The organism is Pseudomonas serbica, from assembly GCF_028823535.1.
Lineage (GTDB): Bacteria > Pseudomonadota > Gammaproteobacteria > Pseudomonadales > Pseudomonadaceae > Aquipseudomonas > Aquipseudomonas serbica.
In genome coordinates this window covers 286,498-305,649 of the sequence record NZ_JAQIYM010000009.1, presented here as the reverse complement: position 1 = coordinate 305,649, position 19,152 = coordinate 286,498, and the positions used below count along the sequence as shown (strand labels likewise).

The 19,152-nt window shown below is 60.5% G+C and carries 22 protein-coding genes and 1 riboswitch; of the genes, 14 read left to right on the top strand and 8 right to left on the bottom strand.

Features of this window, described 5'->3' with window-relative positions; genetic code table 11:
- Positions 1-39 precede the first annotated feature (39 nt).
- Together NQL71_RS17055 and hemH are read left to right on the top strand one after the other, a co-directional pair.
- Complete coding sequence (locus tag NQL71_RS17055; RefSeq protein ID WP_046818969.1) at positions 40-942, top strand: TIGR01777 family oxidoreductase; 903 nt, start codon at positions 40-42, stop codon at positions 940-942.
- Positions 943-955: 13 nt separating this feature from the next.
- Complete coding sequence (gene hemH / locus NQL71_RS17050; protein WP_274643047.1) at positions 956-1,981, top strand: ferrochelatase; 1,026 nt, start codon at positions 956-958, stop codon at positions 1,979-1,981.
- 100 nt (positions 1,982-2,081) lie between these two features.
- On the opposite strand, the gene NQL71_RS17045 is transcribed toward hemH, so the two are convergent.
- Both NQL71_RS17045 and upp read right to left on the bottom strand, forming a co-directional pair.
- Positions 2,082-3,356: a uracil-xanthine permease family protein gene (locus tag NQL71_RS17045; protein ID WP_274643046.1), complete on the bottom strand. Its 1,275-nt coding sequence runs from the start codon at positions 3,354-3,356 to the stop codon at positions 2,082-2,084.
- Between the two features lie 2 nt (positions 3,357-3,358).
- Positions 3,359-3,997: a uracil phosphoribosyltransferase gene (upp, locus tag NQL71_RS17040; protein ID WP_008060213.1), complete on the bottom strand. Its 639-nt coding sequence runs from the start codon at positions 3,995-3,997 to the stop codon at positions 3,359-3,361.
- A 166-nt stretch (positions 3,998-4,163) separates the two neighbouring features.
- Here upp and NQL71_RS17035 point away from each other — a divergent pair, with 166 nt between their 5' ends.
- The 4 genes from NQL71_RS17035 (at position 4,164) to NQL71_RS17020 (ending at position 6,191) form a co-directional block, all read left to right on the top strand.
- Positions 4,164-4,721 carry a hypoxanthine-guanine phosphoribosyltransferase gene (locus tag NQL71_RS17035; RefSeq protein ID WP_046818972.1) on the top strand — a complete coding sequence of 186 codons (558 nt, stop codon included), beginning with the start codon at positions 4,164-4,166 and terminating at the stop codon, positions 4,719-4,721.
- A 3-nt stretch (positions 4,722-4,724) separates the two neighbouring features.
- Positions 4,725-5,198 (top strand): WbuC family cupin fold metalloprotein, encoded by a 474-nt coding sequence (locus NQL71_RS17030; RefSeq protein ID WP_274643045.1) that lies wholly within the window; start codon positions 4,725-4,727, stop codon positions 5,196-5,198.
- A 156-nt stretch (positions 5,199-5,354) separates the two neighbouring features.
- Positions 5,355-5,840 carry a hypothetical protein gene (locus NQL71_RS17025; protein WP_046818974.1) on the top strand — a complete coding sequence of 162 codons (486 nt, stop codon included), beginning with the start codon at positions 5,355-5,357 and terminating at the stop codon, positions 5,838-5,840.
- A gap of 63 nt (positions 5,841-5,903) precedes the next feature.
- Positions 5,904-6,191 carry a PA4642 family protein gene (locus NQL71_RS17020; RefSeq protein WP_015096805.1) on the top strand — a complete coding sequence of 96 codons (288 nt, stop codon included), beginning with the start codon at positions 5,904-5,906 and terminating at the stop codon, positions 6,189-6,191.
- A gap of 69 nt (positions 6,192-6,260) precedes the next feature.
- Here the strand turns inward: NQL71_RS17020 and mqo are convergent, their stop codons facing one another.
- Both mqo and NQL71_RS17010 read right to left on the bottom strand, forming a co-directional pair.
- Entirely contained in the window at positions 6,261-7,769 is a 1,509-nt protein-coding gene (gene mqo, locus NQL71_RS17015; RefSeq protein WP_046818975.1) for a malate dehydrogenase (quinone), read from the bottom strand.
- Positions 7,770-8,508: 739 nt separating this feature from the next.
- On the bottom strand, positions 8,509-8,742 hold the full coding sequence (locus NQL71_RS17010) for a hypothetical protein (protein WP_046818976.1): 234 nt from the start codon (positions 8,740-8,742) through the stop codon (positions 8,509-8,511).
- A gap of 199 nt (positions 8,743-8,941) precedes the next feature.
- Here NQL71_RS17010 and NQL71_RS17005 point away from each other — a divergent pair, with 199 nt between their 5' ends.
- Positions 8,942-9,526, top strand: coding sequence for a YajG family lipoprotein (locus NQL71_RS17005; protein WP_046818977.1), 585 nt, complete (start codon positions 8,942-8,944; stop codon positions 9,524-9,526).
- Positions 9,527-9,706: 180 nt separating this feature from the next.
- Entirely contained in the window at positions 9,707-9,985 is a 279-nt protein-coding gene (locus tag NQL71_RS17000; protein WP_046818978.1) for a hypothetical protein, read from the top strand.
- A gap of 84 nt (positions 9,986-10,069) precedes the next feature.
- On the opposite strand, the gene NQL71_RS16995 is transcribed toward NQL71_RS17000, so the two are convergent.
- Entirely contained in the window at positions 10,070-11,236 is a 1,167-nt protein-coding gene (locus NQL71_RS16995) for a 1-acyl-sn-glycerol-3-phosphate acyltransferase (protein WP_274643044.1), read from the bottom strand.
- Positions 11,237-11,375: 139 nt separating this feature from the next.
- Between NQL71_RS16995 and NQL71_RS16990 the strand changes: the two genes are divergently transcribed.
- From NQL71_RS16990 to NQL71_RS16975, 4 genes are all read left to right on the top strand, one after another.
- A complete protein-coding gene (locus NQL71_RS16990; RefSeq protein ID WP_046818980.1) occupies positions 11,376-11,558 on the top strand; it encodes a CPXCG motif-containing cysteine-rich protein in 183 nt (60 codons plus the stop codon).
- 9 nt (positions 11,559-11,567) lie between these two features.
- Complete coding sequence (locus NQL71_RS16985) at positions 11,568-11,828, top strand: putative signal transducing protein (RefSeq protein ID WP_046818981.1); 261 nt, start codon at positions 11,568-11,570, stop codon at positions 11,826-11,828.
- A gap of 35 nt (positions 11,829-11,863) precedes the next feature.
- Positions 11,864-12,487 (top strand): SOS response-associated peptidase, encoded by a 624-nt coding sequence (locus NQL71_RS16980; RefSeq protein WP_046818982.1) that lies wholly within the window; start codon positions 11,864-11,866, stop codon positions 12,485-12,487.
- 139 nt (positions 12,488-12,626) lie between these two features.
- Entirely contained in the window at positions 12,627-13,445 is an 819-nt protein-coding gene (locus tag NQL71_RS16975; RefSeq protein ID WP_046818983.1) for a M48 family metallopeptidase, read from the top strand.
- Positions 13,446-13,568: 123 nt separating this feature from the next.
- Here NQL71_RS16975 and NQL71_RS16970 read toward each other — a convergent pair whose 3' ends face one another.
- The 3 genes from NQL71_RS16970 to NQL71_RS16960 all read right to left on the bottom strand — a co-directional run bounded on the left by NQL71_RS16970 (position 13,569) and on the right by NQL71_RS16960 (position 16,404).
- Positions 13,569-14,153: a TMEM165/GDT1 family protein gene (locus tag NQL71_RS16970; RefSeq protein WP_046818984.1), complete on the bottom strand. Its 585-nt coding sequence runs from the start codon at positions 14,151-14,153 to the stop codon at positions 13,569-13,571.
- An 89-nt stretch (positions 14,154-14,242) separates the two neighbouring features.
- Positions 14,243-14,367, bottom strand: a riboswitch (yybP-ykoY riboswitch).
- A 39-nt stretch (positions 14,368-14,406) separates the two neighbouring features.
- Positions 14,407-15,405, bottom strand: coding sequence for a methyltransferase (locus NQL71_RS16965; protein WP_046818985.1), 999 nt, complete (start codon positions 15,403-15,405; stop codon positions 14,407-14,409).
- Between the two features lie 33 nt (positions 15,406-15,438).
- Positions 15,439-16,404, bottom strand: coding sequence for a 2-hydroxyacid dehydrogenase (locus NQL71_RS16960; protein WP_077185195.1), 966 nt, complete (start codon positions 16,402-16,404; stop codon positions 15,439-15,441).
- A 91-nt stretch (positions 16,405-16,495) separates the two neighbouring features.
- Here NQL71_RS16960 and NQL71_RS16955 point away from each other — a divergent pair, with 91 nt between their 5' ends.
- Together NQL71_RS16955 and NQL71_RS16950 are read left to right on the top strand one after the other, a co-directional pair.
- Entirely contained in the window at positions 16,496-17,125 is a 630-nt protein-coding gene (locus NQL71_RS16955) for a LysE family translocator (RefSeq protein ID WP_008060238.1), read from the top strand.
- A 152-nt stretch (positions 17,126-17,277) separates the two neighbouring features.
- Entirely contained in the window at positions 17,278-18,960 is a 1,683-nt protein-coding gene (locus tag NQL71_RS16950) for a fatty acid--CoA ligase (RefSeq protein WP_046818987.1), read from the top strand.
- The last annotated feature ends 192 nt before the right edge of the window (positions 18,961-19,152 follow it).

The window sequence follows — 19,152 nt, the reverse complement described above, 5'->3', positions numbered from 1 at the left end:
ACTAGTGATCAGGGTAAAACGCCACGCGAGGAAGAAGTCATGCACATATTGCTGACCGGCGGTACTGGTTTGATAGGACGTCAGCTCTGCCGGCACTGGTTGAGCCAGGGGCATCGCCTTACAGTCTGGAGCCGGACGCCTGCAAAAGTCGCGAAAATCTGCGGTGCCCAGGTGCGTGGTATCGCGCGACTTGACGAGCTCGGGCAAGACCAGGTGGACGCCATCGTCAATCTGGCCGGCGCGCCGATTGCCGATCGCCCGTGGACCCACAAGCGCAAGGCGCTGTTGTGGAGCAGCCGTATCACCCTGACCGAAACCCTGCTGGCCTGGCTTGAAAGCCGAGAACAGAAACCGCAGGTAATGATTTCGGGGTCCGCGGTCGGCTGGTACGGCGATGGTGGTGAGCGTGAACTGACCGAGGATTCGCCACCGGTCATCGATGATTTCGCCAGCCAGTTATGCATCGCCTGGGAGGAAACCGCCCAGCGTGCCGAAGCCTTGGGCATTCGTGTGATCTTCATTCGCACCGGCCTGGTGTTGTCGGCAGAGGGCGGCTTTTTGTCGCGCCTGTTGCTGCCCTTCAAACTGGGGCTGGGCGGGCCTATCGGCAGTGGCCGGCAGTGGATGCCGTGGATTCATATCAAGGATCAAATCGCCCTGATTGATTTTCTTCTGCATCGGGAAAGTGCCAGTGGTCCTTATAATGCGTGCGCGCCCAGCCCGGTGCGCAACCGAGAGTTTGCCAAGACGCTGGGCAGCGTACTGAATCGCCCGTCGTTCATGCCCGTGCCGACCCTGGTCTTGAAGGTGTGCCTGGGTGAGTTGTCTTTGCTGTTGCTGGGCGGCCAGAAGGCCGTGCCGGCTCGCTTGCTGGAAGCGGGTTTCACTTTCCAGTTCACTGATTTGCGCGCGGCCCTGGACGACTTGTCCAGCCGCCTTTGAAATAGGACGTTGCATGACCGATCACGCGTTGCTTCTGGTCAACCTGGGCTCACCTGCCTCCACTTCGGTGGCGGATGTGCGCAGTTACCTCAATCAATTTTTGATGGACCCGTATGTGATCGATTTGCCGTGGCCGGTGCGACGCATGCTGGTGTCTCTGATTCTGTTCAAGCGCCCGGAACAGTCAGCTCACGCCTACGCGTCGATCTGGTGGGAGGAGGGCTCGCCGTTGGTGGTGCTCAGTCGCCGGCTGCAACACGCCATGGCTGCCCGGTGGACCCACGGTCCGGTGGAGCTGGCGATGCGTTATGGCGAGCCATCGATTGAGTCGATGCTGGTACGACTGGCGGCCCAGGGGCACAAGAAGGTCACTCTCGCACCGCTCTATCCGCAGTTCGCCGACAGCACCGTGACCACGGTGATCGAGGAAGCCAAACGGGTGGTGCGCGAAAAACGGCTGGATGTGCAGTTTTCGATTCTCCAGCCATTCTACGATCAACCGGAGTATCTCGACGCGCTGGTTGCCAGCGCCAAGTCGTATCTGCAGCAGGATTACGATCACCTGTTGTTGAGCTTCCACGGTTTGCCGGAGCGGCACCTGACCAAGATCGACCCTACCGGCCACCATTGCTTCAAAAGCGATAATTGCTGTCTGAACGCCTCGCCAGAAGTATTGGCGACCTGCTACCGCGCCCAATGCCTGCGCACGGCATCCGAGTTTGCCAAGCGCCTGGGGCTGCCGGAGGACAAGTGGTCGGTGTCGTTCCAGTCGCGTTTGGGTCGCGCAAAATGGATCGAGCCCTACACCGAGGCGCGCCTTGATGAACTCGGCAAGAGTGGGGTCAAGAGATTGCTGGTGATGTGCCCGGCCTTCGTCGCCGATTGCATCGAGACGCTGGAAGAAATAGGCGATCGCGGGCTGGAGCAGTTCCGCGAAGCGGGGGGGGAGGAGTTGGTGCTGGTGCCGTGCCTCAACGATGACCCGCAGTGGGCGAAGGCGTTGAGTGCGTTGTGCGAAAGGGCACCGTTGGTGCTCTAAAAGCATCGTCGGAACGCCTTCGCGAGCAAGCCCGCTCCCACAGGTTTTGCACTGACCCTGTGGGAGCGGGCTTGCCCGCGAAGGCGTCCTCAAGGCTGGCTTAGATCAGCGGCTCTTCAGTCTTCTTGTGCTTCCAGCTGTCATTGCCCGGCAGGATCAGGTTCAGCGCAATCGCCACCACCGCGCACAGCGCGATGCCTTTGAGGCCGAAGTCGTCCGGGCCTGTGCCGGTACCGACCAGCACGCCACCAATGCCGAACACCAGGGTCACCGAGACGATCACCAGGTTGCGTGCTTCGCCCAGGTCGATCTTGTGGCGAATCAGCGTGTTCATCCCCACGGCCGCAATCGAGCCGAACAACAGGCAGAGAATCCCGCCCATCACTGGCACCGGAATGCTTTGCAGCAGCGCACCGAACTTGCCGATGAACGCCAGGCTGATGGCGAAGATCGCTGCCCAGGTCATGATTTTCGGGTTGTAGTTCTTGGTCAGCATCACCGCGCCGGTGACTTCGGCGTACGTGGTGTTGGGTGGACCGCCGAACAGGCCGGCGGCGGTGGTGGCAATGCCATCGCCGAGCAGGGTGCGATGCAACCCAGGCTTCTTCAGGTAATCGCGACCGGTCACGCTACCTACGGCAATCACGCCGCCGATGTGCTCGATGGCCGGGGCCAGGGCCACCGGAACGATGAACAGAATCGCCTGCCAGTTGAATTCCGGCGCAGTGAAGTGCGGAATGGCGAACCAGGGGGCGGCGGCAATCTTCGCGGTATCGACTACGCCAAAGTAGAACGCCATGGCAAACCCCACCAGCACGCCGGAAATGATCGGCACCAGGCGGAAAATGCCTTTGCCGAACACCGCGACGATCAGGGTGGTCAGCAGTGCTGGCATCGAGATCAGCATCGCCGTCTGGTAATGAATCAGCTCACTGCCGTCACCGGCCTTGCCCATCGCCATGTTGGCGGCGATCGGCGCCATGGCCAGGCCAATGGAGATGATCACAGGGCCGATCACCACCGGCGGCAGCAGGCGATCAATGAAGCCGGTGCCTTTGATTTTCACCGCCAGGCCGAGGAAGGTGTAGACAAAACCGGCCGCCATCACCCCGCCCATGGTCGCGGCAAGGCCGAACTGGCCCTTGGCGAGAATGATCGGGGTGATGAAGGCGAAGCTCGACGCCAGGAACACCGGCACCTGACGCCCGGTAACGACCTGGAACAGAATTGTCCCCAGGCCTGCGGTGAACAGTGCCACGTTCGGGTCCAGACCCGTGATCAGCGGCATCAACACCAGGGCACCGAAGGCCACGAACAGCATCTGGGCGCCAGACAGCACCGTGCGCCAGAGCGGATCGTTGAACTCTTGCTGCATGCTCACGCGTCCTTCTGCTTGGTGCCGAAGATCTTGTCGCCAGCATCGCCCAGGCCCGGGATGATGTAACCGTGTTCGTTGAGTTTCTGGTCGATGGAAGCGGTGTAGATGATCACGTCCGGGTGAGCTTTCTCGACCACGGCGATACCTTCGGGTGCAGCGACCAGCACCATGGCGCGGATGTCCTTGCAGCCGGCTTTTTTCAGCAGGTCGATGGTGGCAACCATCGAGCCGCCGGTGGCGAGCATCGGGTCGATGATCATGGCCAGGCGTTCGTCGATTTCCGGTACCAGTTTCTCGAGGTAGGTGTGGGCTTCGAGGGTTTCCTCGTTGCGGGCCACGCCCACGGCGCTGACCTTGGCACCCGGGATCAGGCTGAGTACGCCTTCGAGCATGCCGATACCGGCGCGCAGGATCGGTACTACGGTAATTTTCTTGCCGGCGATTTTCTCCACCGACACGGTGCCGCACCAACCTTCGATATCGTAGGTTTCCAGCGGCAGGTCTTTGGTGGCTTCATAGGTCAGCAGTGCGCCGACTTCCTGAGCGAGTTCACGGAAATTCTTGGTGCTGATGTCTGCGCGGCGCATCAGGCCAAGTTTATGACGGATCAGCGGGTGGCGGATCTCGAGGATGGGCATGGGAAAGGCTCCGGCGGCGGGCAAAAAAAACGGCCTAGATTAATCTATCCGAGGGTGATGTCCTATAGACATAGAGTACGTTAGTCCACAAACGCTTGATCTGGCCTCACTTGATGCGTACCTTTGCCCGCTTTTCCGAAACTGCCACCCCTCCCAGGAGAGCGCCATGTCCGCTGATCTCGAGCATATCCGTCAAATCATGCGAGAGGCTGACTGCCTGTACACCGAAGCTGAAGTCGAGGCGGCCATCGCCCGCGTCGGTGCGCACATCAACGATCAACTGGCGGACAGCAACCCGGTAGTTTTCTGCGTGATGAACGGCGGCCTGATTTTCGCCGGCAAACTGCTCACCCACTTGCAATTTCCGCTGGAAGCGTCCTACCTGCACGCCACCCGTTATCGCAACGAAACCAGCGGCGGCGAGCTGTTCTGGAAAGCCAAGCCGGAAGTGTCGTTCATCGACCGTGACGTGCTGATCATCGACGACATCCTCGACGAAGGTCATACCCTCGGCGCTATCATCGACTTCTGCAAGCACGCCGGCGCGCGTAAAGTGCACACCGCCGTGCTGATCGACAAGGACCACGACCGCAAGGCTCGCCCGGACCTGAAGGCCGATTTCGTCGGTTTGCCGTGCATCGATCGTTACATCTTTGGCTACGGCATGGACTACAAAGGCTACTGGCGTAACGCCAACGGGATTTTTGCCGTTAAAGGAATGTAAGCAATGGCCACACCGAGCTTTCTTGATCAAACGCTGTTCACTGAATTGGCCGAGAAAGCCGTGACCAATCCCCGTGGACGCCAGCATCATAACTTCCACCAGATGGAAGATGCCTGCCACCGGATGGCGGTAGGGCTGCAACCGAACACCTATATACCGCCGCACCGCCACCTGGGTGACAACAAGGCCGAGACCTTGCTGGTCCTTAAGGGCCGGCTCGGGCTGTTGATTTTCGACGAGACCGGCGCGGTGGTGAAAAAGCAGGTGCTGCAGGCTGGCGGCGATTGTGTCGGCGTGGACTTGCCGACCGGTGTGTTCCATGGCCTGGTTGTGCTCGAAGCCGACAGCCTGATGTTCGAGTGCAAGGCGGGTCCGTATCGTCCGGTGGGCGAAGGCGAGCTGGCGCACTGGGCGCCGCGTGAAGGCGAACCTGGTGTTGCCGAGTATCAAGCCTGGATGCGCGCGCAGTTCGAGTGATGTTCTTCCTGTGGGAGCGAGCCTGCTCGCGATAGCGGTTTCACTGACACATTCATGCTGAATGTGCCGATGCTTTCGCGAGCAGGCTCGCTTCCACAATGGATCGTGTTCACAGATCCCATGCTAGAGTGCTCAGCCCCGATTCCGGAGCCTGTCATGAGCTTTCTGATCCGCAGCTGTGCCGCCCTGTTGCTGACCCTCAGCCTGCCCCTGGCCGCCGCCCCGGCCCCCATGCACGCACAGTTCCTGCCGCCGGACGACCTGACCCTGCGTGATGCCGAACCCGAGCAACAACAGCTGCTGCAAGTCACCGAATATTCGGTGGTGGTCGGCAATCAGCGCCAGTCCAGCCAGCAGCCGATCCCCATTACTTCGCCGCTGATGATTCGCCTCAAGGGCAAATCCTTGAACAAGGGCGCCACCATCAGTCAGGTGCTGGTCAATTTCGATGGCGAAAGCAAAAGCCTGAAAAAGCCGCTCTACGACGACAAGAGCAAAACCCTGACGCTTTATTACCCGCTGGCTCAATATCGGGTGATTATCGACTTGTTGCGCAACGATACGGTGTATTGCCAGTTCCTCAGCTACGCCAACGGCCACATCTGGGCCGATCTGCACACCGGGGCTGTTCGTCCGCGTTGAGCCCGGCGCCCGCGCAGGGGTAAACTGCCCGCCCCGTGAAATGTCTGCGAGCTGGAGTCGGCAATGCGTAAAGATAAGAAACAAGTGATTGGTGACGAGATCGGCGATGAGCAGATCAAGTTGTTCCTCGATTTCGAGCCGGTCGACGCGACTTCCCCGTCCCTGCACAAGCTGGTCAAGGCCTATCGTGGCCTGCGGATCGACGATTTCGAGCGTTTCCTGACGTTCTTCGTCGAGGCAGGTTATGACGTGAACGGCAAGGACGAGCACGGCAATGACTTCGTTGCCCTGATCAAGGATCAACGCAATGCCCCGGATTACATCGAGTTGATCGAGAAGGCTCGCGGCTAAGATCATTCAGGCGGCATAAAAAAACGCCCCGCCATCATTGATGGACGGGGCGTTTTTTATGCGGCCGAATCAAGCGAAGCTTGGGGTCTCGCTGCTTTCTTCAACCAGTTCCAGGGCAACGTTGTTCTGCACATTGATCTTGCGATACAGCGCAGCGTCGGTTTCCAGGACTTTCTCCCGGGCCGGGAAGATCTCTGCCAGTTTGGCAGCCCATTGGCCCTTGGCTTTGCCCGGGAAGCATTTTTCGATCAGTTCCAGCATGATCGAAACCGTCACCGAGGCACCTGGCGAGGCGCCGAGCAGGGCGGCAAGGGAGCCGTCCTTGGCCGCGACCAGTTCGGTACCGAATTGCAGGACGCCGCCTTTTTTCGGGTCTTTCTTGATGATCTGCACCCGTTGGCCGGCGACTTCCAGGCGCCAGTCTTCGGCTTTCGCTTCAGGGTAGAAGCGACGCAGGGATTCCAGGCGCTGCTCCATCGACTGCATCACTTCGCTGACCAGGTACTTGGTCAGGTCCATGTTGTTTTTCGCCACCGCCAGCATCGGGCCAATGTTGCCGGCGCGAACCGACATCGGCAGGTCCATGAAGGAGCCGTGCTTGAGGAACTTGGTGGTGAAGCCGGCGTAAGGTCCGAACAGCAGGGATTTCTTGCCGTCGACGACACGGGTATCGAGGTGCGGCACGGACATCGGTGGCGAGCCCACGGCAGCCTGGCTGTAGACCTTGGCCTGATGGTGCTTGACCACTTCCGGGTTGTCGCAACGCAGCCATTGGCCGCTGATCGGGAAGCCGCCGAAGCCTTTGCTCTCTTCGATGCCCGAAGCCTGCAGCAGCGGCAACGCCGCGCCGCCCGCGCCGAGGAAGACGAACTTGGCGTCGACTTCACGGGTGTTGCCGCTGTTGACGTCCTTGATGCTGACGGTCCAGCCACCGTTGTTGCGCTTGAGACCGGTCACGCGCTTGCAGTACTTGACCTGGGCATCGGGAGCGCTGGTCAGGTGCTTGAGCAGTTGGTTGGTCAGGGCGCCAAAGTTGACATCGGTACCGTTGATCACGCGAGTGGCCGCCAGGGTTTCGCCAGGATCGCGCCCCGGCATCATCAGCGGCATCCACTCGGCCATCTTGGCCTTGTCTTCGGTGTATTCCATGTCGGCGAAGGCGTGGTGCTTGCTCAGCACGTTGAAGCGTTCCTTGAGGAAGGACACGCCGCTTTCGCCCTGCACGAAACTCAGGTGTGGCACCGGGCTGATAAACGATTTGCACGAGCCGAACGTGCCTTTCTTGGTCAGGTACGACCAGAACTGCTTCGACACCTCGAACTGGGTGTTGATATGCACGGCTTTCTTGATGTCGACGGTGCCATCGGCAGCCTGCGGCGTGTAGTTCAGCTCGCACAGGCCGGCGTGACCGGTACCGGCGTTGTTCCACGGGTTGGAACTCTCCGCGGCACCGGAATCCATCAGCTCGACGACTTCCAGCTTGATCGCGGGGTCGAGCTCTTTGAGCAGTACTGCGAGGGTGGCACTCATGATGCCGGCCCCAACCAGTACTACGTCGACTGCTTCGTTATGCGCCATTTAACGCGTCTCCAAAATCTGCAGCACCAAATTGTCGGCATGGCTGCCAGGCGTTCCGGGGCGAGTCAGTGATGCCCCTCGAACTCATGGCAGTATCGCCATGTCCGAATCTTCGCAATTTTTCGCAACTTCGACGGATGCTACCGGCCGGGTTTACTAAGAGCCCTATGAACTCATTTCAACGTGCGACTGGCAATTCGACTTATGGTCGATACACCCGCTTGTGCAACCAAATCCGTAGCGGACAGGCTTCAGGCTCCGGTATTCGAGGTGTACTCGGTCCTGTGTCGTTGGGCTGTACTGGACGCTAATGGTGCATATTCAGACGCAAAACTATTCATTTGCTCGCCACACTCTTGTGAAGTTGTGAAAACCCGTTTTTTTCACGCTCTTTTGAAGACGTGAACCTCAAAAAAGGGCTGTCCCAGCCTGGCACCGTGCCCGAATGGTCCGCCGCCAGGAAATTCCAGGCAGGCGATACGGGCAAACAGCTCAGTGACCGAGCGTAATGACAGCTCTGCAGATTCGCGCAAAGTGGTGTTGTGCTTGAGGAACAGCAAGCGCGCCAGCTTCACTCGATCTGTGTGGGCGGCTCTCTGTGGGCGGTGCGGGGTGCCAAAACCGAAGCAATGACGATGCTGCGAGGCCCGATCAGGAGACGTCCTTATAATCGGGGGGAGATTGTAGCGAAGAAACGCAGGGAATTGGTCGTGTTTAATGACTTTTATTAGGCGTCTGGTCAGGTCGCCATCAGCTGCCGAGCCTGTGAACGAGGTGGATGCTGGCCCACGCGGGCACTGGCGGGCAGGGGTTGCTGCAGCCAGTTGAGGCGAATTTCTTCGATTTCGACCCAACCATCGCCCATGGGCTGGAGGCTGCACTGCTTGAATGCCTGGCAAAGGCCGTTGCTGTCGAGCAGGGCAAAGCTGCGGTGCCGTGGGCGTGGGGCGAACAGCGAGACGAGAAAGCGCATGGCGAAGTACCTTGTGGGGGACTGCTGAGAAGAGTGCCAGCGAGCCGTGACGCACAAGTGTATGGGTGATGACAGGTGCGTGACAGGCAGCGGATTCTGAAAGATTTGTCAGAACTTTCCTCAATTGTTGCGCTGGTTCGCTGCAGCGGCGCACCGCTATACTGCGAGCCTGTTAGTGCCTGATTCTGGAGAGAAGAGTATGTTGCAACGCCTGTTGTTCGGTTTGATCACTGTGACCAGCTTGACGTTGGTCGGCTGCGCCCACAGCCCGCAACAACTGAACCCGGAACCCAAGCTGACGGCCCAACTGGCGCCGGTCGGCCGCGGCCAGCCGGTGGTGGTGCGCGTGGTCGACGGTCGTCCGTCGCCAACCCTGGGCACCCGTGGCGGCCTGTACCCGGAGACCAGCGCGATTACCGTGCAGGGCGCGCAGATCTTGCCGAAACTGCAGGCGCAGGCCGAAGCGGCCGTGCGGTTGCTGGGCTTCACCCCGACGGCCAATGCGGCGAACGCGCCGCAGATCACCGTGACGCTGGCCGAATTGAAGTACCAGTCGCCCAAAGAGGGCATGTACGTGACCGAGGCAACCATTGGCGCGACCTTCCGCTCCGATGTGCAGAATGCCAACCGTCGCTACAGCGGTCGTTATGGCGCGTCCCTGGACCAGCGTTTCGGCATGGCGCCGAATCAGGAAACCAACACCAAGCTGGTCAGCGACGTGTTGAGCGATGCGTTGACCCGCTTGTTCAAGGACCCGACCGTGGGTCAGGTTCTCGGCGAGTAAAACATTCGCCAGATGCCCCCAAGCCCGGCGCCAGCAATGGCCCCGGGCTTTTTTCATGGCCACTGGTCATTTGAATCGTTAATTGTCGGAAAGGCAGGGCAGGGACGCAGGCTTTCGGTAGAATTCGCCCGCGGTCACCGGTGAGGTGCCTGCCGCCCCCGGTTTCGTTTGAGGTTTGTGATGTCGCTGCATTTGATGACGCTGTTTACCGCCCATCCCGCCAAATTGATCAATCTGCTGGCCCTGCTGCTGGCCTTCCCGGGCGGTTGGTTGCTGCACGCCACCCGTCGCCGCGAACAGCGCGCAATGGCCAGTCTGCAATCGCAACGCCAGAGCAGCCCAAGCCAGGAGCCGACGCTGGATTGGGCAACCCTGCGCATGAATCGGTTTTTCTACCGCTTTGGCTTTGCCTGCATGGCGCTGGCGTTGCTGGTGTCGTGGATCAGCACCCAGGTCTAGAAGCAAAAGATCGCAGCCTGCGGCAGCGCCTACAGGTCAAACCAATAAAAACGGCGCCCGAGGGCGCCGTTGTCGTATCCGCGGTTAAAGCGGCAATCCAGCCTTGACCCGGTACTGATTGCGCACCGGGGTGGCGTATTGCAGCACCAGGAACGGACGATGTTCCTCGGGGCAGGCATCCAGGCGTTGCTGCCATTGGTCCTGGGCCTTGGCCAGTTCGTCGGCCGGGAAAATCTCGCTGGCGCGCGGTACCTGCAGTTGCGGGTCGGCATTCTGCCATTGGGCGTAGGCCAGGTAGTGCACCGGGAACAGGCGATAACCGCCGAGGATCTGCTTGTCCATCTCGATCGCCAATTGCTTGGTGTCTTCGAACAGCTCGGTGATGGGCGCCGCAAAGTTCACGTGCACCCGACCCTTGTAGCCGGTGATGCCCTTGGCGATGCTCACGTCATCCTCGCCGGGGGCCTTGGTGTAGCTGCCGGTGGTGGCGCGGATGTAGAGTTCGCGGGCCTTGGCCTGGTCGCACGGATCGTACTCGTAGCTGATCGACACGGGGGTCAGGTTGAGCGAACGGATGACTTCACCGAACGGCTCGTCCTTGCGGCTCATGTGGAACATCTTGAGGATCGCCGACTCGGTACGGTCGTCGCCGTCCTTGGCCCGGCCTTCGGCCTGGGCGATCCAGATCGAGGCGCAATCGTTGCGGATCGAATGGTTGATGTACGCCGACAGCAATTGGTACGCCGCCATCTTCTCGCGCCGACCGGTGATCGAACGGTGCACGATGAAGCTCTTGTTCAGGCGCATGAGGTCACTGACAAAAGGCTTCTGCAGCAGATTGTCACCGATGGCGATGCGCGGGGTCGGCAGGCCGGCGTGGTACACGGCGTAATTGACGAAGGCCGGGTCCATCACGATGTCACGGTGGTTGGCGATGAACAGATAGGCGCTGCCGGTCTTGAACTGCTCCACACCGGTGTATGTCACTCCGTCCGTGGCGCGTTCGATGGTGTGGTCGACGTAGTACTCGACTTTGTCCTGCAAGGTGGCCACCGATGTGATGCCGGCGAACTCGCGGCGCAGTCGATGAGCTATAAGGGGTTTGAGCGCCCAGCCCAAGGCGCCGGCAAAACGCGGGAAGCGGAAGTGGGTGAGGATATCTAGAAACGCCTTGTCGCCGAGCAGTCGCGCCAGCACCGCTGGGACTTCGCTATCGTCGTAAGGTCGGATGGCATCGAATTCGCCCATCATGCTCTCTTGTTAGAAACGGCTAGGGTAAGTAAAGGTTTTGATCGAAAACCAGCAGGGCACGGTCTGAAAAAGTAGTCAGGCAAAAATAGCCCTGCAAATAGACCGGCGATTATACGCACAAGTCACCTGGGAGACCGCGATGCTGGAAACTGCGCTTTATGAATGCCCGTATTGTGGTGAAACAGTCGAAACGACGGTGGACTTGTCCGGCGGCGATCAGACCTATATCGAAGACTGTCAGGTGTGTTGTCGGCCGATCACATTCGTGTTGCAGGTTCATGGAGAGGACTGGTTTCTGGAAGTCTTCAGCGAAAATGAGTGAGGGGCACCCATGCAGCGCATCTACGAACCGGAAAACCTGATGGAAGGCGAGTTGCTGCAAGGCATGCTCGCCAGCGAAGGCGTCGAGGCGCATCTGGTGGGCCGCGACTTGGTGGGCGCCACGGGAGAATTGCCGATCTACGGCCTGCTGGGCCTGGCGGTGGACAATGACCAGGCCGAATACGCCCGGGAGCTGATCACCGCGTACAATGCTGCGCTGCCGCTGTCCGGCGATGAACCGGAAAGCTTTCCCGGCACGCTGGTCTGTTAGGCTGGCGTTCGTTTGATCAAGAGTCGTGCTGCCCCATGTGTGGACGTTATGCCCTGTTTCGCTGGAATCGCGACTTCGCGACCCTGCCAGGTTTTCCGGCCGATCAACAGGCCCAGTGGAACATTTCCCCCAACGATTCGGTGCTGATGCTGCGCGCAGGCCAGGACGGCCAGCGTGAACTGGCCCGTGCCCGCTGGGGGCTGACACCGCCGTGGCTGACCGATCTGTCCCGCACCCCGGCCCATGCCCGGGCCGAAACCGTTGCCGAACAGCCGATGTTTCGCGAGGCCCTGCGTCAGCGCCGCTGCCTGCTGCCGGCCAACGGTTTCTACGAATGGCGCGGCACCACACGCAAGCGGCCGTACTGGCTGACGCCGGGTGAAGGCTCATCGCTGTTTTTCGCCGCCATCTGGGAGGCGTATCCGGTGCAGGAGCAGGTGTGGCTGAGCACGGCGGTGATCACGCAACCGGCCGCCAGTCAGCGCCGACCGTTGATTCTTGACGAGGCGGGGCAGGCCGCGTGGCTTGACCCCGAGACGCCGCTGCATGCCCTGCAAGCCCTGCTCGCCAGCGAACCGGCGGCGTTGCGCGAGCGGGTGCTGGCCAACATGGTCAATGACCCGAAGCTCAATGGGCCGGAGTGCCTTACTCCAGGTTGAAAAAATCACAGCCTGCGATCGTTTAATTTTTCCTGTGTCGGTGAGAGCTTTGCCTGAAAAAAGCGTCTTATTTCCTGTGTATCTGGTGTCGATACATTTCCACGCCTAGGATAGGCGGCAGTTTTCACGGAGTTGTTCGATGAGCAAGATTTGGGTTGTAGGTGCACTGGGCGCAGCGCTGCTGCTCGCCGGCTGTCAGTCGGTCAACACCACCAGCGGTGGCGCCATAGGTGTCGAGCGCAAACAATACATGTTCAGCATGCTGTCCACTGATCAGGTCAATCAGATGTACGCCCAGTCCTATCAAAAGACCGTCGGCGAGGCGAGCGGCCAGGGTGTGCTGGACAAGACCAGTAACGATGCCAAGCGCATCCAGGTGATTTCCGATCGGCTGATTGCCCAGGCGCCGGTTTTTCGTCCCGATTCGGCCCAGTGGAAGTGGGAAGTCAATCTGATCAAGAGCGATGAGCTCAACGCCAACTGCGGGCCTGGCGGCAAGATCATTTTCTATACCGGCCTGATGGACAGCTTGAAGCTGACCGACGACGAGATCGCCGCCATCCTCGGCCATGAAATCGCCCACGCCCTGCGCGAGCACGGTCGTGAGGCAATGTCCAAGGCCTATGGCATCGAGATGGCCAAGCAGGGGGCCGGTGCCTTGTTCGGCCTTGGCTCGGACACCCTGGCGCTGGCGGATACCGTGGCCAACTACGGCATGACCTTGCCAAACAGCCGGTCCAATGAAAACGAGGCCGACCTGATTGGGCTTGAGCTGGCCGCACGTGCCGGCTACAACCCGAACGCCGCGATCACCTTGTGGAACAAGATGGCCAAGGCGTCGGAAGGTTCGCCGCCGGAGTTCATGAGTACTCACCCGGCGTCATCGAGCCGGATCGCTTCGTTGCAGGCGGCGATTCCGAAAGTCATGCCGCTTTACGAGCAGACCAGGAAGCACTGATGTCCCTGCGGCGCTGCTGACGGCCCCTTCGCGAGCAGGCTCGCTCCCACATTTGAACTCGATCCAATGTGGGAGCGAGCCCTGCTCGCGAAGAACGATAACGCGGTCTCTCGACCTACGCCGTCAAACCCACCCGCTGCTCTGCATCGCCTTGTACACCGCGACAATCGCCAGGATGAAGAACGCCGACGCCGCCAGTCGACGGATCAGCGTCAATGGCAGTTTGTCCGCCGCAAAGTTACCTGCCAGAACCACGGGCACGTTGGCAATCAGCATGCCGAGGGTGGTGCCGATGATCACCAGCCACAGCTCGGGGTATTGCGCGGCGAGCATCACGGTCGCGATCTGGGTCTTGTCGCCGATTTCCGCAAGGAAGAACGCGATCAATGTGGTCAGGAAGGGGCCGAACTTGCGGGCAGTACTGGCCTCGTCGTCATCCATCTTGTCCGGCACCAGGGTCCACAGTGCAGTGGCGGCAAAGCTCGCCGCGAGGATCCAGTGCAGCATCGTATCCGAGAAGAAACTGCCCACCCAGGCGCCTACCGCACCGGCTGCCGCGTGGTTGGCCAGGGTTGCGGCGATGATGCCGGCGATGATTGGCCAGGGTTTGCGAAAGCGGGCGGCGAGAATTAGCGCGAGCAGTTGCGTCTTGTCGCCGATTTCGGCCAAGGCAACGATTGCGGTGGGTACCAGTAGTGAATCCAGCATCAGGGGTTTTCCTAAGGGGCGGGTCGACACGGCTATGACACGTACAGCCTTCCCGCCCCGGGTAAGGTGTTCGTGTCATAGGTCTTGTCAAACCCTGCGTTCCGTCTGATGCGGAGGCTGGGGTCGCATGCGCCATGGCCTGTTGACCAAGTATGTTGACGCATGCCGGACGAGCATGGCGCTCGTGGGAGACTACTCCCCTAGGACGGAGCGGATTCTGCCTAGGCAAAATCCATTCGGCAAGTACAAATTTCTATCCGCGTTTGGCGCGGTAGATGCGGAAACCCTGTCCTTCGGCCTTGATGGTGCACACCCCGAGATGCTCTTCGATCAGCGGTTGGTACTTCAGGAAGCTATTGGCTACCAGCCGAAGTTCGCCGCCGTTTTTCAGATGTTTGGCTGCTTTTCGCAGCAGGTTTTCCGTGGCGTAGTAATCGGTATGCACGCCGACATGGAAGGGCGGGTTGCTCAGGATGGCGCTCAATCCCATCGGAGCTGCGTCGATTCCGTCACCGGTAATGACATCGGCTTCCAGGCCATTGGCCGCCAGGGTCAGGCGACTGCTGGCAGCGGCGAAGGCGTCGACATCCAGCAAGGTGACCTGGTTGTGCGGATAACGACGTTTCACCGCCGCGCCCAATACACCTGCACCGCAACCAAAGTCCAGCAAGTGGCCGCTTGGCAATTTGTCCAGGTGTTCCAGCAACAGCGCACTGCCGCGATCCAGTCGACCGTGGCTGAATACGCCGGGCAGGCTGATGACCTTCAACGGGCCTTCGGCCAGCGGCAATTCATACGTCTGGGCCAGGGTTTCCAGAGGTTTTGCCGCGGGCGCGTTGGCCACGGTGACCAGCCACAACTGGCAATGCCGCGCACTGTCGAGCTTGCGCGGTTTGCCGAATGGGTTCAGCTGCTTGGCGGCGCCTTCGATGCCGCTTTTTTTCTCACCGACCAGGTACAACTCGCGGCCGGCCAGCCGAGAGGCGAGGGCGTTGAGGATGTAATCGGTCAGGTCCTTGGATTTGGGCAGAAACACCACGGCGCTATCGAACGCGCGCTCAGGCGCGTCCACGCCAAAATGGCTGCGCTCGGCGAAGCGTGCATCCAGCGCCGCCTGATCGCCGGCGTGCCAGCTCCAGCCATGGGCGTGGGGCAGGCGACCCAACAGGTCATCGGCGGGCAATCCGGCCAACAATACCGAGCCCTGGAATAACTCAGCCTGACGAAGCAGTACTTCACTGCGCGGATCCATAACTGCTCCTGTGAAAAAAAGTGCCGCAGTTTATCAACTGACGACCCGCAGCGCCTTACCGCTGAAGTATCCCTGGGCGTTTTCGGTCACTTGGCCAACAATTCGTTGCCGCGCTTCGCGACTGCCCCAGGCGTTGTGCGGGGTGACGATCAGGCGTGGGATGTCCTGGGCCAGCAGCGGATTGCCGTTGACTGGAGGCTCCACGCTCAGCACGTCGGTGGCGGCACCGCCCAGGTGACCATTGCGCAGGGCATCGGCCAAGGCCTGCTCGTCGATCAGGCCGCCACGGGCGGTATTGACCACGAAGGCGCCGGGTTTCATCGAGGCCAGTTCACGAGCGCCGATGAAGTGGCGCGTGTGTTCGTTGAGCGGGCAGTGCAGGGTCAGTGCGTCGATTTGCGGCAGCAGTTGTTCCAGCGGCAAGCGGTCTGGCCGGGCCGGGCGCCCCGGAATCTGGCCCAGCAGCACGCGCATGCCAAACGCTTCGGCCAGGCGCGCGACCGCGCTGCCCAATTCGCCGTGGCCGAGCAGGCCCAGGGTTTTGCCCTGCAGTTCGACGATTGGGTAATCCAGCAGGCAGAACTGCTTGGCCTGTTGCCAGCGGCCTTGACCGACAGCTTTCTGATAATCGGCCAGGCGCGTTGCCAGGTTGAGCAGCAGCATGATCGTGTGCTGCGCTACCGATGGCGTGCCGTAACCCTGGCAGTTGCACACGGTAATTCCATGGGCGCGGGCGGCCGCGATATCGACATTGTTGGTACCGGTGGCGGTGATCAGGATCAGTTTCAGCTCGGGACTGGCAGCGATGGCGGCCGCGTCGATCTGGATTTTATTGGTGATGGCGACGGTGGCGCCCTTGAGGTGTTCGATCACCTGGCCGGGCAGGGTCTGGGCGAACAGCTGCAGTTCGCTGAAACAATCGCGCAGCGGGCTGAGGTCGAGATCGCCCAGGTCCAGGGAGGGGTGGTCGAGGAAAACGGCGCGGTGAATGTTCGTCATCAACTGTACCTTTTGTGCATTGAACTGAAGGCGTAATCTGCCGAGCCTACCAGATGAAATAAATAGTTACGCTTGACCTTAAGGAGCCCCAATGTACTGGACCGAGTTCTTGACCGTTGCGCTGATTCACCTGCTGGCCGTGGCCAGCCCCGGCCCGGACTTTGCCGTGGTGGTGCGGGAAAGCGTGACCCATGGTCGTCGCGCCGGCACCTGGACAGCCCTTGGCGTCGGTACGGCGATTTTCCTCCACGTTGGCTACTCGTTGCTGGGCATCGGCCTGATCGTGTCCCAGTCGATCGTGCTGTTCAACGCCTTGAAGTGGGCTGCCGCCGCTTATCTGCTGTACATCGGCTTCAAGGCGCTACGGGCGCAACCGGCCAAGGCCGTGACGGACGATCTGCACAAGGAAGCCGGCGAGCGCACCGCGCGCGGCGCCTTCACGTCGGGGTTCGTGACCAACGGGCTGAATCCGAAGGCCACGCTGTTTTTCCTTTCGCTATTCACTGTGGTGATCAATCCGCATACACCGCTGGCGGTGCAGGCCGGTTACGGCGTTTACCTGGCAGTGGCAACGGCGATCTGGTTCTGCCTGGTGGCCATGCTGTTCAGCCAGCAACGTGTGCGCGCCGGTTTCGCCCGCATGGGGCATTGGTTCGACCGAACCATGGGCGCAGTGTTGATCGCCATTGGCGTGAAACTCGCGTTTACCGAAATGCATTGACTGTAACAGGCCATAATGACCCACGAATGCTGGCGCAATGCCGATATTCGTGCGGCACTGCAAATCATCCCTTTGGCTGATTTGGCTGGCGATCAGGGGCACTACAGTGCTTACTCAACAGCCACGACCGAGTAGTCAGAAAAGGGATTCTTATGTTGCAGACTCGCGTTATCCCCCCAGCCGAAGGCGCTTACCAGTTTCCGCTGCTGATCAAACGGCTGCTGATGTCCGGCGCGCGTTATGAGAAAACCCGCGAGATCGTTTACCGCGACCAGTTGCGCTATAGCTATCCGACCCTGATCGAACGGGTCGCACGCCTGGCCAATGTGCTGACGGCTGCCGGGGTCAAGCCCGGGGATACCGTGGCGGTAATGGATTGGGACAGCCACCGCTACCTGGAATGCATGTTTGCCATTCCGATGATCGGTGCGGTGATCCACACCATCAACGTGCGCCTGTCGCCAGAGCAGATCCTCTACACCATGAATCACGCCGTGGACCGCTTTGTCCTGGTCAACAGTGAATTCGTCGGACTGTACAACGCGATCGCCGGGCACCTGACCACGGTCGAGAAAACCCTGCTGTTGACCGACCTGCCGGAAAAGACCGCCGACCTGCCGAACCTCATCGGTGAGTACGAGCAATTGCTCGCCGCGGCAAGCCCGCAGTACGACTTCCAGGACTTCGACGAAAACTCGGTGGCAACCACGTTCTACACCACGGGCACCACCGGCAACCCCAAGGGCGTGTACTTCACCCATCGGCAGCTGGTGCTGCACACCATGGGCGTATCCACGATCATGGGCGCGATCGACAGCGTGCGGCTGCTGGGCACCAACGACGTGTACATGCCCATCACGCCGATGTTCCACGTGCATGCCTGGGGCTTGCCCTATGTGGCGACCATGCTTGGGCTCAAGCAGGTGTATCCGGGGCGCTACGATCCGGAGTACCTGGTGGAGTTGTGGCGCAAGGAAAAGGTCACGTTCTCGCACTGCGTGCCGACCATCCTGCAGATGGTCCTCAACGCCAAGGCGGCCCAGGACATCGACTTCGGTGGCTGGAAAATCGTCATCGGCGGCAGTGCGCTCAACCGCACGCTGTACGAAGCCGCGAAGGCCAAGGGCATCCAGTTGACCGCCGCCTACGGCATGTCGGAGACCGGGCCGCTGGTGTCCTGCGCGCACCTCAATGACGAACTGATGGCCGGTTCCGAGGACGAGCGCACCACCTACCGGATCAAGGCCGGTGTGCCTGGGCCATTGGTGGAGGCGGCGATCGTCGATACCGAAGGCAACTTCCTGCCCGCCGATGGCGAAACCCAGGGCGAGCTGGTGTTGCGCGCGCCATGGCTGACCGAGGGTTATTTCAACGAGCCGCAGAAGGGCGCCGAACTCTGGGCCGGTGGCTGGCTGCACACGGGGGACGTGGCGACCCTGGACAGCATGGGGGTGATCGACATTCGCGACCGGATCAAGGACGTGATCAAGACCGGCGGCGAGTGGATCTCCTCCCTGGACCTCGAAGACCTGATCAGTCGCCACGTGGCGGTACGCGAAGTAGCAGTGGTGGGGATTGCCGATCCGCAGTGGGGCGAGCGGCCGTTTGCCTTGCTGGTACTGCGCGAGGGCCATGCCATTGGTGCCCGCGAACTCAAGGAGCATCTCAAGCCGTTCGTGGAGCTGGGGCACTTGAGCAAGTGGGCCATTCCGAGTCAGATCGCCCTTGTTACTGAAATTCCCAAGACCAGTGTCGGGAAGCTCGACAAGAAGCGAATTCGCGTCGACATCACCGAATGGCAGGCCAACAACAGTACCTTCCTCTCGACGCTTTAAGCGTTCCCTGGCGTGCCCAAAAGGGCACGCCAGCCCCACCAAGCAAGCGCTTGGCTTGTCAAATCCGTATTTTCAGCCATCCTTGCCGTGCCGACAGGTGTCGGCATGGCAAAGGACTGTTCCAGAGTGGTCGGCAGGCGCAAATCACACTTTAGAGGGATCAAGCAGTACTACCTGCTGGCTATAGTCCGC